The 14,736-nt window shown below is 33.6% G+C and carries 13 protein-coding genes; 7 read left to right on the top strand and 6 right to left on the bottom strand.

The window, feature by feature from the left end; genetic code table 11:
- Positions 1-2 precede the first annotated feature (2 nt).
- Positions 3-479 carry a hypothetical protein gene (locus DXU93_RS10395; RefSeq protein WP_116881227.1) on the top strand — a complete coding sequence of 159 codons (477 nt, stop codon included), beginning with the start codon at positions 3-5 and terminating at the stop codon, positions 477-479.
- An 84-nt stretch (positions 480-563) separates the two neighbouring features.
- Here DXU93_RS10395 and DXU93_RS10400 read toward each other — a convergent pair whose 3' ends face one another.
- On the bottom strand, positions 564-1,742 hold the full coding sequence (locus DXU93_RS10400) for an acetyl-CoA C-acyltransferase (RefSeq protein WP_116881228.1): 1,179 nt from the start codon (positions 1,740-1,742) through the stop codon (positions 564-566).
- A 151-nt stretch (positions 1,743-1,893) separates the two neighbouring features.
- Between DXU93_RS10400 and DXU93_RS10405 the strand changes: the two genes are divergently transcribed.
- The 3 genes from DXU93_RS10405 to DXU93_RS10415 all read left to right on the top strand — a co-directional run bounded on the left by DXU93_RS10405 (position 1,894) and on the right by DXU93_RS10415 (position 4,759).
- Positions 1,894-2,844 (top strand): DUF3078 domain-containing protein, encoded by a 951-nt coding sequence (locus DXU93_RS10405; protein ID WP_116881229.1) that lies wholly within the window; start codon positions 1,894-1,896, stop codon positions 2,842-2,844.
- A 152-nt stretch (positions 2,845-2,996) separates the two neighbouring features.
- Entirely contained in the window at positions 2,997-4,259 is a 1,263-nt protein-coding gene (aroA, locus tag DXU93_RS10410) for a 3-phosphoshikimate 1-carboxyvinyltransferase (RefSeq protein ID WP_116881230.1), read from the top strand.
- A gap of 47 nt (positions 4,260-4,306) precedes the next feature.
- Positions 4,307-4,759: a 3-oxoacyl-ACP synthase gene (locus DXU93_RS10415; RefSeq protein WP_116881231.1), complete on the top strand. Its 453-nt coding sequence runs from the start codon at positions 4,307-4,309 to the stop codon at positions 4,757-4,759.
- 91 nt (positions 4,760-4,850) lie between these two features.
- Here DXU93_RS10415 and DXU93_RS10420 read toward each other — a convergent pair whose 3' ends face one another.
- From DXU93_RS10420 to DXU93_RS10430, 3 genes are all read right to left on the bottom strand, one after another.
- Positions 4,851-5,438, bottom strand: coding sequence for a 5-formyltetrahydrofolate cyclo-ligase (locus tag DXU93_RS10420; protein WP_116881232.1), 588 nt, complete (start codon positions 5,436-5,438; stop codon positions 4,851-4,853).
- Entirely contained in the window at positions 5,438-5,737 is a 300-nt protein-coding gene (locus tag DXU93_RS10425) for a YbaB/EbfC family nucleoid-associated protein (protein WP_116881233.1), read from the bottom strand. Before DXU93_RS10425 ends, DXU93_RS10420 begins: the two co-directional genes overlap by 1 nt.
- A gap of 135 nt (positions 5,738-5,872) precedes the next feature.
- On the bottom strand, positions 5,873-6,826 hold the full coding sequence (locus tag DXU93_RS10430; RefSeq protein WP_116881234.1) for an acetyl-CoA carboxylase carboxyltransferase subunit alpha: 954 nt from the start codon (positions 6,824-6,826) through the stop codon (positions 5,873-5,875).
- A gap of 67 nt (positions 6,827-6,893) precedes the next feature.
- Between DXU93_RS10430 and ispE the strand changes: the two genes are divergently transcribed.
- Positions 6,894-7,706, top strand: coding sequence for a 4-(cytidine 5'-diphospho)-2-C-methyl-D-erythritol kinase (gene ispE / locus DXU93_RS10435; RefSeq protein WP_116881342.1), 813 nt, complete (start codon positions 6,894-6,896; stop codon positions 7,704-7,706).
- Between the two features lie 3 nt (positions 7,707-7,709).
- Here ispE and DXU93_RS10440 read toward each other — a convergent pair whose 3' ends face one another.
- Positions 7,710-9,971 (bottom strand): T9SS type A sorting domain-containing protein, encoded by a 2,262-nt coding sequence (locus DXU93_RS10440; protein WP_116881235.1) that lies wholly within the window; start codon positions 9,969-9,971, stop codon positions 7,710-7,712.
- 42 nt (positions 9,972-10,013) lie between these two features.
- On the bottom strand, positions 10,014-11,642 hold the full coding sequence (locus DXU93_RS10445; RefSeq protein WP_116881236.1) for an amidohydrolase: 1,629 nt from the start codon (positions 11,640-11,642) through the stop codon (positions 10,014-10,016).
- A gap of 188 nt (positions 11,643-11,830) precedes the next feature.
- Between DXU93_RS10445 and DXU93_RS10450 the strand changes: the two genes are divergently transcribed.
- Complete coding sequence (locus DXU93_RS10450; protein WP_116881237.1) at positions 11,831-13,939, top strand: WG repeat-containing protein; 2,109 nt, start codon at positions 11,831-11,833, stop codon at positions 13,937-13,939.
- Positions 13,939-14,736 carry an energy transducer TonB gene (locus DXU93_RS10455; protein ID WP_116881238.1) on the top strand — a complete coding sequence of 266 codons (798 nt, stop codon included), beginning with the start codon at positions 13,939-13,941 and terminating at the stop codon, positions 14,734-14,736. The genes DXU93_RS10450 and DXU93_RS10455 overlap by 1 nt, the downstream gene beginning before the upstream one ends.

Genomic DNA, 14,736 nt, shown 5'->3' on the forward strand with positions numbered 1-14,736 from the left:
CTATGGGACAAACTTTAGAAAATTTATTGCAAGACTTTCCAGATGAATCAAGAATTTGGTTGTATCAAAGTAATAAGGCGTTAAACAAGGAAGAAATTCAAAAAATAGAAACTGAACTTGTGGAATTTGTTTATGGATGGGCAGCTCATGGTAACCAATTGTTTGCAAGTGCTAAAGTCTTGAATCCATATTTCATCTTGGTAGCTGTAAATGATACAATGGTACCACCTAGTGGATGCTCAATAGACGCTTCTGTTCATAAAATGAAAGACTTAGGTCGATTATTGAATATTGATTTCTTTAATAGAATGAATGTTGTGATCTCTTCTGATAACGAGCCAAAGATGATTCATTTTTCAGAATTATCAGACCATAAAGAAAGCTTGTTGTATGATCCATTAATTTCTACATTAGGAGAATTGAGAAATAATTGGCCAAGACCAATAGCTAAAAGTAGTTTAGCACAAATGCTTGCTTAGTTTCTTATTTGAAATGAAAATATTATCAAAAAAAATAGACTGTTCTAAAAAGAGCAGTCTATTTTTTTATAGTGTGTTTTGTGACTAGTCGATATTTTCGATAACCATAGCAGAGGCACCTCCACCACCATTACAAATACCAGCAGCACCTATTTTACCACCGTTTTGTTTAAGTACATTAATTAATGTAACAACAATTCTTGAACCTGAACTTCCAAGAGGGTGACCTAAAGCAACAGCTCCACCGTTTACATCAACCTTATCTGGATCAAGTCCTAAAATTTTAGTGTTTGCTAAACCTACAACAGAGAATGCTTCATTTAACTCCCAGAAATCAACATTTTCTTTAGATACACCTGCTTTATCCAATGCGATAGGTAAAGCTTTTGCCGGAGCAGTTGTAAACCATTTTGGCTCTTGAGAAGCATCAGCATAACCAATAATTTTCGCAATTGGTTTCAAACCGTGTTTTTCAACAGCTTCTTTTGAGGCCAAAATTAATGCAGAGGCACCATCATTAAGTGTTGATGCATTTGCAGCAGTTACTGTTCCTTCTTTATTAAATGCTGGACGCAATCCTGGAATTTTATCCAATTTTACATTTTTGTATTCTTCATCTTCACTTACAATAACTGTCTCACCTCTTCTTTGAGGTACCTCAACAGGAACCACCTCGTCGTTAAATTTACCAGCTTCCCAAGCTTTGGCTGCTTTTTCATAAGATTTTACAGCGAAATTATCTTGGTCTTCTCTTGAGAACTCATATTCTGTAGCACATGCATCAGCACATGATCCCATGTGAACACGGTCGTAAACATCCGTTAAACCATCTTTCACCATTCCGTCAACCATCTTGATATCACCAAGTTTTTGACCTTTTCTTCCATTTACATAGTGAGGAACACTACTCATATTTTCCATACCACCAGCAACTACGATATCGTTGTCACCTGTCATTATAGATTGTGCAGCCAATGATAAAGATTTCATTCCTGATGCACATACTTTATTAATTGTTGTCGCTGGAACTTGATCAGAAATACCTGCAAACATTGCCGCTTGACGTGCAGGAGCTTGACCTAAATTTGCTTGTAAAACATTCCCCATAAAAACTTCATTAATGTTTTCAGGTTTGATGTTTGCTTTTGATATTGCACCTTTTATTGCAGTTGCACCTAATTGAGTTGCTGGAACAGTTGATAAACTTCCCATAAAACTCCCCATTGGTGTTCTAACAGCTGAAATAATATAAACTTCTTTCATGTTTCTTTACTTTTTGATTGCCACGAAAGTACAAAATTCTTAAGCTTTTTCAGAATTATTTGACGTTTAAAGAGTATAGTTATAAAACTTCTTGTTTAATCTTAAAAAAAACAGCAATTTTGCATCGATTTTAACTTTAAACAATTACGGAATGAATTTTAAACAAATTACTTTAATTGGACTATTAAGTATATTTTCATTTTCAACCCTGAACGCACAAGATGATTCAGAAGTCTCTCCAGATGAAATTTCAAAATGGAAATTAGAAAGCAAATATGCCTTGAACTTAACTCAGTCTACATTTACAAATTGGGCTAGTGGTGGTAGAAATAATATTTCTGGTCTAGGGTTTATCAATGCTTTCGCGGAATATAAAAGTGGAAGAATTAGATGGGCCAGTACCTTATCTACTGGTTTGGGTGGTGTTCAATATTTTGATGAAGAAATCGAAAAAACGGATGATGTTCTTGATTTACAATCTACGATTTCATATGGATTGAAAGATCCATGGTTTATTTCTTTGTTAGGAGGATTTAGAACTCAATACCTTAATGGATATGCCTCACCTGAAGATTCTTTACGTTCTTCAACTTTTATGGCGCCTGGTTATGTAAATATTTCACTAGGTATTGAATATATTCCTAATGACAATTTGAAGCTTTTACTTTCACCTTTATCAGGTAAGTTTACTTTTGTTCAAGATCAAGTTTTGGCAAATGCTGGAGCTTTTGGCGTAGAACCTGCTGAATATAATTCTTTAGGAGACTTGGTAAATCCTGGAGAAAACTTTAGAGCTGAACTCGGTGCGTACTTCCGTGTTATTTATAAAAAGCAATTGATGGAGAATATTGGAATGAGATCACGTCTTGAATTCTTTTCTAATTACATGGAAAATCCTCAAAATTTAGATGTTAACGGAGAACTAATATTGGATTTCAAAGTTAACGAATGGTTTTCTGCAAATCTTCAGTTGAACATGATTTATGATGATGATATTGATATTGAAGATAGAAATGGTAATGTTGGTCCACGTACGCAGTTTAAACAAGTAATTGGTTTAGGTATTGCATACAGAATGGCAAATTTTAAAGAAGAGAAATAAAACTTTTCATAGATGTTTATTAAAGCTTCAACTTTTAAGTTGGAGCTTTTTTTGTTTCAATATTTATGAAATTCAATAAAGAATAGTAAGCTTTTTGAAAATCTTCATTCCAATTTTGAATTTTACTACCTAGTCTTGATTATCTTCGTACTATGAATACTCAAAGAATTCAACCAAAATCAAAGGTGGATGGAGAAATCGCTGTTCCTTCATCAAAAAGTTATGCTCAACGTGCTATTGCTTTAGCAGGATTGAATAAAAATTCTACGCGTATTAAACATCTCACATCAAGTAGTGATGTAATTGCCGCCAAAGCAGTTATTGAAGAATTAGGTGCCAAGTTTGTTAGTTCTGAAAATGAAATTATTCTAAGTAAAGGCATTGATTTTAATCAAAATAATGAATTAAGCATCAATTGTCATGAATCTGGTTTAAGTACACGCTTGTTTAGTGCCTTTTCACTATTATTTCCACAAAACTTTCAGGTGTATGGAAGTGGGTCAATTCAACAAAGAACAATGGAAATGGTAATTTCAGGTTTGGAGGAATTTGGTAAAAAAGTGTCCAGTAAAAATTCGAAATTACCCCTTGATATTTCAGGTGAAATTCAAAACCAAATGGTCGAAATAGATGGAAGCATTAGCTCTCAATTTTTAACTGGATTACTAATTACTTCTCCATTCCTTGTACAAGATACTCATATTAAAGTCCACAATTTAAAGAGCATTCCATATGTTGATATGACCATAGAATTAATGGAAAGTTTTGGGTTAAAAGTAGCCCACAATAATTATGAGAACTTTTACATTAAAGGTAATCAAAGTATAGCAAATCAAATTGAGTACACTGTTGAAGGAGATTGGAGTGCAGCTTCGTTTCATATTGTTGCAGCTGCGATTGGTGGTAAAATGGAGTTGACAGGATTAATGCAAAACTCCCTACAAGGCGATCGCGCTATTTTAGATGCTGTGAAAACAGCTGGAGCTAATGTGTTTTGGAAAGAAGATCGTTTAAATATTGAACAAAATGAAATCCTTCCTTTTACCTTCGATGCAACAGAATGTCCTGATTTATTCCCACCATTAGTTGTTTTGGCAGCCTTTGCAAATGGTAAGTCAACAATGAAAGGAGTTCGCCGATTGGAACATAAAGAAAGTAATCGTGGAATTACATTGCAAAAGGAATTGGCCAAAGTTGGTGTAGTCATAGATTTGAATGACGATGAAATGATTATTCATGGAAAGGGACGTCCAGAAATTCAAGAAGAATTAGTTTTTTCGTCATACAATGATCACCGAATAGCCATGGCGATGAGTTTGTTTTCTATTGGAAATAAGAATGACCTTTACATTGAAAATCCTTTAGCGATTGAAAAGTCTTATCCTGATTTTTATAATGACTTTTTAACAATTTAAATTCCATTAGGATAAACGACAAAACAAAATTTTAAGATAATAGAGTTATGAACGCCATTAAAACAAAGGTTATAGAAGCAATTCGTGAAGAATTAAATGAAAGATTGGAAGTATCTACTCAAGCCTACAATGATGCTAAAGAATCACGAAACAATGATACAAAAAGTAGTGCTGGTGATAAATATGAAACGAGTAGAGCAATGATGCAACAAGAGATGGACAATGCTGAAGTAAGTATTCATCAAGTAAAAATGTTTAAAAATGAATTGCAACGTTTGCCTGTTGAGGAAGAGTCTGATATCGTGATTTCTGGTAGTCTTGTTGAGACAGATAAAGGCCTTTATTTCTTGGGACTTAGTTTAGGAAAAATCGAAGTTGATAATCAAATTATTTATGCGATTTCTACCGCATCTCCTTTAGGGAAGTTGTTATTGCATAAAAACGTAGGCGATGAAATTAATTTAAACAATATGAAGCAATCGATTTTAAGTATTTGTTAGAATGAATTCTCTAAGATATTTTTGAATTAACCGAGAAAACAAGCTATTGAAAGTAACTTCATTTTTTTATCAAGCTGAAGCCAAAAAACATCTATCTTAATGGCTCTGGTTGATCTGCTGTCGTTTGTAAAATCCCTTTTGGTGTTACAACAAAATGTAAAGGAACGTCATATTCATCGACTTCTTCAAAGTCATCGTGGATATCAAACATAGTTAAGCCAATGAATATGGTTTCAGGTGAACATTTTGCTAGAAATCTATCGTAAAAACCTTTTCCATAACCCAGGCGATTTCCATGTTGATCAACAGCTAAAAGTGGAACAATTACCACCTGTATATCCTTTACATCAACATCTTTTCCTGTCACTGGTTCTGGAATTCCATAAGCATTGTCTTGAAACTGTGTATGATCATCCAAAATTTTGTGGGTCATGTTATTCGAATCGAAATTAGAAACCGGAATACAAACCCTATTATTTTGTCTCAATCTTTTCACCAAAGGAATTGTATCAACCTCCCTCAATCTATGAATAGGAAGGAAGCAGTGGATTAATTTGTGGTTGAACATCCAATTTCTCAAGAAGTTATTGGTAATTTGTTGAGAATAATAAATACATTGTTCTGGAGTAAACTCCTTTCTCAATTTACGGTAGTGATTTCTAATTTCGTCTCTCGTCATTACATTCCTGGGATAAGTCCTTTTGCAGATTTGGCCATTTCTTTTTCATTTGCAGCATCGGCAGCCTGAATAGCACGATTTAAAGCGACACTTAATAGGTCTTCTAAATCTTCTTTGTCCATTTGGCTTAAATCGGCATTGATAGAAAGTTTGGTCAGTTTTCTATTTCCGTTCATTTCTACGTTAATTAGGTTTCCACCTGCTTCACCATGTACCGTAATTGTATCTAACTTATCTTTTGAAAGTTGCGCTTGCTCTTGCATTTGTTGCAACTTTGCCATCATATCTTTTCCGAACATATTCTTCTAATTTTTACCTACAAAGATAGGAAAATGTTGATGGAATTAGAATGAATTAAGGGATAAGTTATTTGACATAAAAAAAGCCTCGATACATATATCGAGGCTTAATATTTATATTTTTTGTTTAGAGCATTATTTAAAAACTCCCATTTCGGTAAACTTATTCATTCTTTTTTCACAACGTTCTGCAGGGTCAATTTTAGACAATAAAGTGATGTGTCTTTTAACCTCTCTTTTAACTGTAGCGAACATCTCTTCTGGATTTCTGTGAGCTCCATTGATAGGTTCTTTAATGATTCCATCAACAAGCTTCAATCTTTTCATATCTTCAGAAGTCAGCTTTAATGCTTCGGCAGCTTTCTCTTTGTAGTCCCAAGATCTCCATAAAATAGAAGAACAAGATTCAGGAGAGATAACAGAGTACCATGTATTTTCCAACATAATTACTTTGTCTCCAACACCAATTCCTAATGCTCCTCCAGAAGCTCCTTCACCAATAATAATACAAATGATCGGCACTTTGATGTTCATCATTTCATAAATGTTACGTGCAATGGCTTCACCTTGTCCACGTTCTTCTGCTTCTAATCCAGGAAATGCTCCAGGCGTATCAATGAAGGTTACGATAGGCTTGTTGAATTTTTCAGCTAATTTCATCAAACGTAAGGCTTTTCTATATCCTTCAGGATTTGCCATACCAAAGTTACGGTATTGACGCATCTTTGTGTTCATTCCTTTTTGCTGACCAACAAACATCACTGTTTTTCCATCTATTGATCCCCAGCCACCTACCATAGCTTTATCATCAGAAACATTTCTATCACCGTGAAGCTCTTGGAAGTCTCCTTGCGTGATTGCTTCTATATATGCTAAGGTATATGGTCTTTCTGGATGACGTGATAATTGCACTCTTTGCCAAGGTGTCAAATTTGAAAAAATCTCTTTGGTTTTAGACTCTAATTTGTCTTCCAATTCTTTGATTTTATCCGTCATATCTAATTCTGCATCTTTTCCAATGTCTTGTGCTTTAGCAATTTGTTGCTCTAATGCATTGATTGGTTCTTCGAAATCTAAGTATATTGACATATTAATTAATTTCTTTTTGAGGGGCGAAAGTTACAAAAAATACTTATCTATTTCTAAATTTGGGGCTATGATATCATTTCCAATTTGTAAAATAAATCTCGGATTAAATATTTTGGCTAAACGAAAGGATGGTTTCCATGAGATAAACTCTTTGATGTATCCTGTTCCTGTAAAAGATGTTTTAGAGATCGTTCCTGCAGAAAAATTTAATTTTAGATCTGCTGGACTTCCTATTCCTGGGGATCATTCTACCAATATTGTTGTTCAAGCTTATGAATTACTTAAAAAAGAATTCAATTTGGATCCGGTATCTATATACCTCTATAAAAACATTCCAATGGGTGGTGGACTTGGAGGAGGTTCTGCAAATGGAGCAGAGGCTTTATTGTTGTTGAATAAAATTTTTGTTTTAAATCTTTCTACTGATGATTTACAGAAAAGAGCAGCAATATTAGGTTCTGATTGTGCTTTCTTTATTAAGTCTACACCTCAAATTTCAAAAGGAAGAGGAGAGTTGCTTTGTGATTTTAATTTGGATTTATCGGGTAAATTTCTGTTGCTTGTAAACGATGGAACGCATATCAGTACGGCTGAGGCATATCAAGGAATTAGCCCTACAACACCTAAGCATAATCTTGAAAATGTGCTAAGTCAGCCAATCAGAACATGGAAGGATGATTTAATCAATGATTTTGAATATCCTATGTTGGAAAAATATCAACAGTTGAAGGGAATTAAAAATGAACTTTATATTTTAGGTGCAGAATATGCTGCAATGACAGGGTCTGGATCAACGATGTTTGGCCTATTTTCTAAACCTCCAGAAATGGAGAATACTTTTGATTTTAAAAATGGATTTGTAAAATTGATTGAGCTTTAATGACTATTGAATAACCATTTTACGACTTGAAATAATTTGATGACTCGTTTTTAAAATTAAAGTATAAACGCCTTGATCAGCTTTTGATAAATCTATTTTTGATGAATTGGAAATCCCTTTCTGTTGCGCAATAACTCTTCCCAAATTATCATAGATCACATATTCTACAGTTTGTTCAGAAGGCCCGATTTCCAAGGTGAAATTTCCTGTTTTACTCGGATTTGGATAAATATTTAAAGATTGTTCTATCTGCTCTAATTCTTGATGACTTAATATTAAATCGCTCGTAGTTTCAGCAATGTACGACCATACTCCACCTAAATCTGTTCCCACTAGCATTTCATATCTTCCATCAATTCTTAAATTTGAAATAAAAGGGGCTGAATAAGCACTCGTTTGGATATATGAATAATTGTCTGATAACATCATAAAGTTGTCACCATCATTGAGGTTTTCATCAATATCAGTATAATAATAAATACTTCCTTGTTGATTTCCGACAAACAAATGTGTTGTATCGTTGTGTCTTACAAAAGCTGGAACAGCATAGTTATCTGGAGAAAAAACCTCTCCCATATCAATGTTTCCAAGATTGTCCGTGACGAGTTCAAATGAAGGTAGGGTCGGCGTTCCTATATTTTGGTAATAACTTAATCCAGCAGATTTTCTCCCTATTATTATATCTAATAATCCATCATTGTTAAGGTCGAATATCTGTGGTGAAGCAAATGCATTAACTTCAATTGGAGTGCCTAAATTGTCTGTCATGTTCAATTGTTGAAGAACAAAGTCTTCAGGTCCAGTTCCAGATTTCGAGTAGAGGTGAAGTCGACCATTAGAAGTTCCTAAAATCATTTCCACTTTTCCATCTCCATACAAATCACCAAAAGCAGGATGCATTCTCAATCCATATCCGGCAGTAGATAGGTTTAACCAATCGTCAGATATAAAAGTGAATTCTGGATTTGAGGTTGTACCAGTATTTTGGAAATATTGAACCTTAGAAATTTTATCTGATGGATCTAAATAGCGGAAATTTGAAGAAATTAATAAGTCAAGTAATCCATCTTCATTTAAATCTACCAAAACAGGAATAGCGCCTTTTCCATTTTCTATCATTTGATCTTGTAAAAAATTACGTTTCACCAAAGAAAAATTAGGGTTGGAATTGTTACCTAAATTTTGATAATACCAAACACTTTCAAGGTTTTCAGAGCCTCCACTGGCATTTGTACCAACAATTAAATCTTTTATTCCGTCATGATTTACATCAATGAAGTAAGGTGCTGGAAAAATCGGTAAGTCCAAAGGAGTTGTATTGCTTGGATAATTTGCGTCCATGCTGGTCATTAGTGCTGTGTCATTTGGTGCAGCTCCATTTGTTAGTGCGGTTAAATTATTATGTGCTACATCACCCAAAATGATGTCCATAGCATTGTCTCCATTTAAATCAAGAATCAATAAGCTGGAGCCTGCATGGCGTACAACATTACTTGTTCCTGAAAAGTTAGAACGATCACAAGGACCAATAATTGAATTCAATTGAATATTGTTATCGGTATCACTTTCGATAAACTTACCCCAACATGGATCTTTAATTTCAAAAATTAGTGAATCTGGAATGCCATAAGTTTCCATTGAAATGTTTTTATGGTATTCTACCCTTTGTCCACCAATATGAAATGTCAATATATCTATATCTCCATCTTGGTCAATGTCAACATAAGCTGGAATGTCAATAGAACTTACATATAAATTTGAAATTCCTCCATTCGTATCGAAAGTTGACAGTAAATCATCGGCCAATTCCCATTTTAACCCATTAGCTTGACTTCCGATGTTTTTGTACACTTTGACACCTCCAATTCCATAAGTAAAAATATCCTTCAACCCATCATTATTATAGTCAACCATGGAGGTTCTATACCTTAAATCTGAAGGGAATTTATCTCTTTCATTATAAACATATTCATAGCTTTTCACTCCATTAAGCTCAACTGTTTTGAAGAGAATTATTTGATTCGAGCTTCTGTCGAAAATGAATAAATCTTCAAGACCATCAAAATTATAATCTATAGTTGAGAATTGGGCATGATTTAATCCTCCTGTCCAAGCATAATTAAGTGTATCAGCGCCTTTTTTAACAATAATGCTGTCGCTATATTGAAATCCAAATTGACCAAATACATGATTAAAACTAAGTAAAAGCGCAATGACTTGGGTAAGAATAAGTTTGAATTTCAATGGGAGAATGTTTTTAATCATCTTTAAATTTATTGCTTTTTAGGAGAATGACCTAATTTGTATTTATCGCATATCGAAAACAATTTCTCCTTCTACAATTGTAAGCCATGCATAATTAGGTAAAAATGAAGATGTACTTTGTACTTTTTGATCGAAAATTGAAATGTTGGCTTGTTTTCCTTTTTCTAGTGAACCATATTTCGATTCTCCAAAACATCCGTAGGCAGCCCAAAGGGTCATTGCTTTTAAAGTTGTTGAAAGATCAACAGCTTCTTTTGGTACAAATCCGTCGATGGGTTCATTATTGGAACTTTTTCGTTGAACTGCAGCATGAATTGTTGCAAATGGGTCGTAGTGTTCAATTGGGAAGTCTGTACCAAAAATAATCATTCCTGACTGTTTGTATAGTGAATTGTAAGCATAAGCACCATTGTTTAGTCGCTCTTTTCCAATATGATTTTCAGCCCATCGTTGATCTGAAGTTGCATGTGTTGGCTGAACCGAGGGTAAAACGCCTGAAGAAGCAAAAAGCTTTAGGTCTTGAGGATTTACTATTTGTGCGTGTTCAATCCTCCATCTGTGATCAGGTCTATCTTTCATGAGTGTGTCTATAATGTTTAACACCAAACGATTTGCAGAGTCGCCAATGCAATGACTGTTCACTTGAAAGTTTAGCTTTTTAGCAAGGTTAAAGATTTCCTTAATTCTTTCTGGACTTTTTAATAATATTCCATGATTTGTTGAGTCGTCTGAATATGGATTAATCATACATGCTCCGTGAGATCCTAATGCTCCATCTGCAATTACCTTAAAGCTTTGCACACTAAGATGATTGTTTTGATAATGCCCATTTTCTTTTGCAAATTGAATATTGTTCTCTGTTGGAAGTAGCATCGCATAAATATTGATTTCCAATGCATTTTCTTCGGCCAATTCAATTAAAATGTCAAGATCTCTTTTGTAAAGTCCTGCTTCGTGAATATGTGTAATTCCCGCTGCAAGTAAATCACTTTGTATGTCTAAAATTGAAGCTTTAATTTCAGCTTTACTTGGGTCAGGAATATTAAAATTAACGATGTCAATGGCATGGTCTAAAAGGATACCAGTCAATTTACCGTCTTTTTTTAAAATGACACCTCCATCAATGGTTGTGGTATCGGTAATACCAACATGTTCCATCATTGCATTATTAATCAACATTGCATGTCCATCAATTCTAGTTAAAGCTACAGGAACTGTTGGAAAAGCTTTATTCAATAAATCATTGTTTGGTAATTCTTTTTCATTCCATAGGCTTTGATCCCAGCCTCGACCAATAATGATTTCTTGTTGCTTTTTGCTTTGATGTTTTTCCAGACGACCGATGACTTCATAGTAAGAACTGGTGTTTCTTAAGTCAACGCTTAATCGCTGTTTAGCCAAGCTCGTTAGGTGCCCATGTGCATCATGAAATCCTGGAAATACATCTTTTTTTTGAGCGTTTATGATTTGATCTGATGCATATTTGTTCAGGATTTGTCGTTCAGGACCGACCTCAACAATTTTTCCATCTTTAATGGCAATAGCTTCTGCTTTTTCTAATTGATCATTCATGATGTTCACATTTGCATTATGAATAATTAGGTCAACATCTTTTCCTTTGTAACAAGATGTAATCAAGAATAATAGGCAGAGTAAAGAGAAGTACTTCATAGACTTATAATTTTAATCTGTAAAAATAAGAAGAAAAGAACTGCTTTTAATTGTTATGGAATGCGATATGGATTTTTTTTTGTAAATTAAATCAGAAAATATAATTCTAGTTAAGGATTAATGAAAGTATAAATAATGCGAATGGATGGAAGGTATTTTTTATCTTTGTGATACATATATAAAAGAGAATGAATCGAACACAGCAAATCATAATTGTTTTTATCACTTTGTTATCATTGGTTTTAGGATCATGTAAAATAAATAAAGGATTTGAAGCGCTTAATAATTATAATTATTTTGATGCGAAACAATATTTTGAAAAATCCTTGAAAAAGGATGAATCTCCTGCTGCATATGGACTGAGTCTAATTTATTTTAGAAATGATAATCCATTTCATCATCAGGATTCAGCTTATCACTATAGTTTATTGTCCATTGAATCTTATAAAGAGGCTACTCAAAAAACAAGAGATAAATGGTTGGAAAAACTTGATTTCAGTATTGAGAAAGCTAAACAACACCGAAAAGCTGTGAGTGATTATGCTTTTTTAGAAGCAGAAAAAGAGAATTCTGTTGTTGCTTATCAATATTTTATTGCAAAAAATCCATGGTCTGCTAAAAAGGAAATAGCAGAACGAAGAAGGGATTCACTTGCCTTTTACATTGCTAAAGAAGATGGCTCCAGTTATGCTTTATCTGAGTATATTAGAAAGTTTGAGGATAGTGAATGGAGGCACAAAGCGCAATCATTGCTATTTAGAGCGCAATACAATGAAACGATAAAAGGAGGAAAAACAGCTTCGTTTTTAGAATTCATTGAAAAATTCCCCAATAATCCTTTGGTAAGAGATGCTCATTATCAGGTTTATATGCTTGAGACGAAGGAGAAGACCATTTCAGCCTTTAATAGTTTTATTCGTCGCTATCCTGACAATGTTTTTATTGATGATGCTTGGACAAGTTTATACCGCTTGTCAATTGCAGATTATCAGAAAGAAACCATCTTGAGTTTTTCTAACGCTTACCCAGATTTTCCTTTTCCAGAATTAATTGAACAAGACTTAAAATTAGTAGGGAAGAAGCTTTATCAATTTATCCAAAATAATAAATATGGATTTATGGATGAAAGAGGAAATGTGGTAATAAAAGCTAATTTCGAATATGCTGGACAATTTAAAAACGGTTTGGCTGTTGTTATTAAAGAAGGAAATCATGGATACATCAATAAAGATGGTGAACTCTTAATCGATTATCAATATGAGGAAGCTATGGATTTTGATCAAGGAAGGGCAGTAGTGGTAGAAAAGGATAAATATGGTATGATTGATGTTTCAGGTACTTATGTTTTAAATCCTGAATTTGAAGATATTGGTTCTTTTAATGATGGTATTGCCTATGTTCAGAGCGATAGCGGATTCCAATATTATACTTTGGATGGTTCACTAGCTTTTTCAACTATTTTCGATGAAGCATTTGCTCATCAAGATGGAAAAGCAAAGGTTAGAAAAGGAAATGAGTCTGGTTATATCGGATTAGATGGGTCTTTTATTGTTTCGACAACAAATGGAACGCTAACTCATTTTAAAGATTCTATTTATGTTCATATTTTAAGAGATAGCATGAATTTGATGTATGCAAATGGAACATATTTGTTTGAGAACGGATTTGATCAAATAGGAACATTAGTCAACAATCGTGCAATTGTAGAAAGGGATGGAAAGTTTGGTTTTGTAAATGGGAAAGGAGAAATTGTTATTCCAATAAAGCATCATGTCTATCCAAATTATCTTCAATTTTCACAGTTTAAAAATGGACATGTGATTTTGAAAAGAATGAATAAATATGCAATGATCGACAGTGTTGGAAATTCAGTTTTACCCGCCATTTTTAAAGGAATTGGAACTTATGGAGATTTGATTCCAGTTAGTAAAGGTGATGGCTGGGGGTATGCCAATTCAAATGTTAGACTTAAAATTGATTATCAATACGACTATGCCTTTGAGTTTGTTAACGGAAAGGCAATTGTTGAGAAAGAAGGTAAAGTTGGCCTAATTGATATTGAAAATGAGTTGATCGTTCCTTTAGAATTTGAATCGATTAAAAGGCTTTCTGATTCTATTCTATTGGTTAAGAAACAAGGACTTTATGGATTAATAGGAATTGACAATAGTTTGATGGTTGAGGTATCTTATCATCGAATTTCAGAATACTCTCCAAATCTTTATCAACTTGTTAAAGATCATGAGGTCTCATACTTTGATAAAGTCAAAAAGGAAATTATAAGTTTAAAGGAGTAATGAGTAAGATTATTGATTTTATTGAACGACATAAATATGGGATTTTAATCACCATAGCTGTTCACATTGCTATATTTATTTATTTCCAAGTTGAAACTTACAAAGAGGCAGTGATTTTTCATCCTTGGGAGTTTAATACCGCTCATGAAGAAAAAGATAATATTGAAATTACTCCCGACCAAATTCAGACACCAGAAGAACAACAACTTCTGCAGCCTAACGAAAAGGTTTCTTCTTTTGTAAGAAATGAGAACGACAAGCGAAATCGAACAAATAAACATAACATAAACTATACATCATCTCAATCAAGTTCTAATCCAGAGCAATTGGAAGATGATTATGAGCAGAGCTTGAAAGATGAAATAAGACGCCGTAGAGAAGAAAAAAATGGCAAAAAATCACCTACTACAGAACAAAGCTCAGAACAACAAAACAAACAAAATTCAAAATCCTCAGAGGATAAAAGTAATAAGCAAACCAGTGGTGAAGCGATTGCAGGAAAAACAATGGTTTCTTATTCTTTACACGATCGTCATCCATTGAATCATAATGATTGGTATGTAAGAAATCCTGGTTATACATGTGGAAATGTTAATGGAGTTGTTCGAGTGAAGATCACTGTAGATGTAGGAGGAAATGTTACAGATGCTGAAGTCGATGAATCAAAAAGTCAGAATGCAACAGCGTGTATGTTAGAAAAAGCCAAAGAATATGCAATGAAATCTAGGTTTAATTATGCTGGTGAAGCTCCTCGAAAACAAGAGGGAACTATAACCTATAGATTTGTATTTAGATAA

The sequence above is a fragment of the Brumimicrobium aurantiacum genome (genome assembly GCF_003402975.1).
Classification (GTDB): Bacteria; Bacteroidota; Bacteroidia; order Flavobacteriales_D; family Crocinitomicaceae; genus Brumimicrobium; species Brumimicrobium aurantiacum.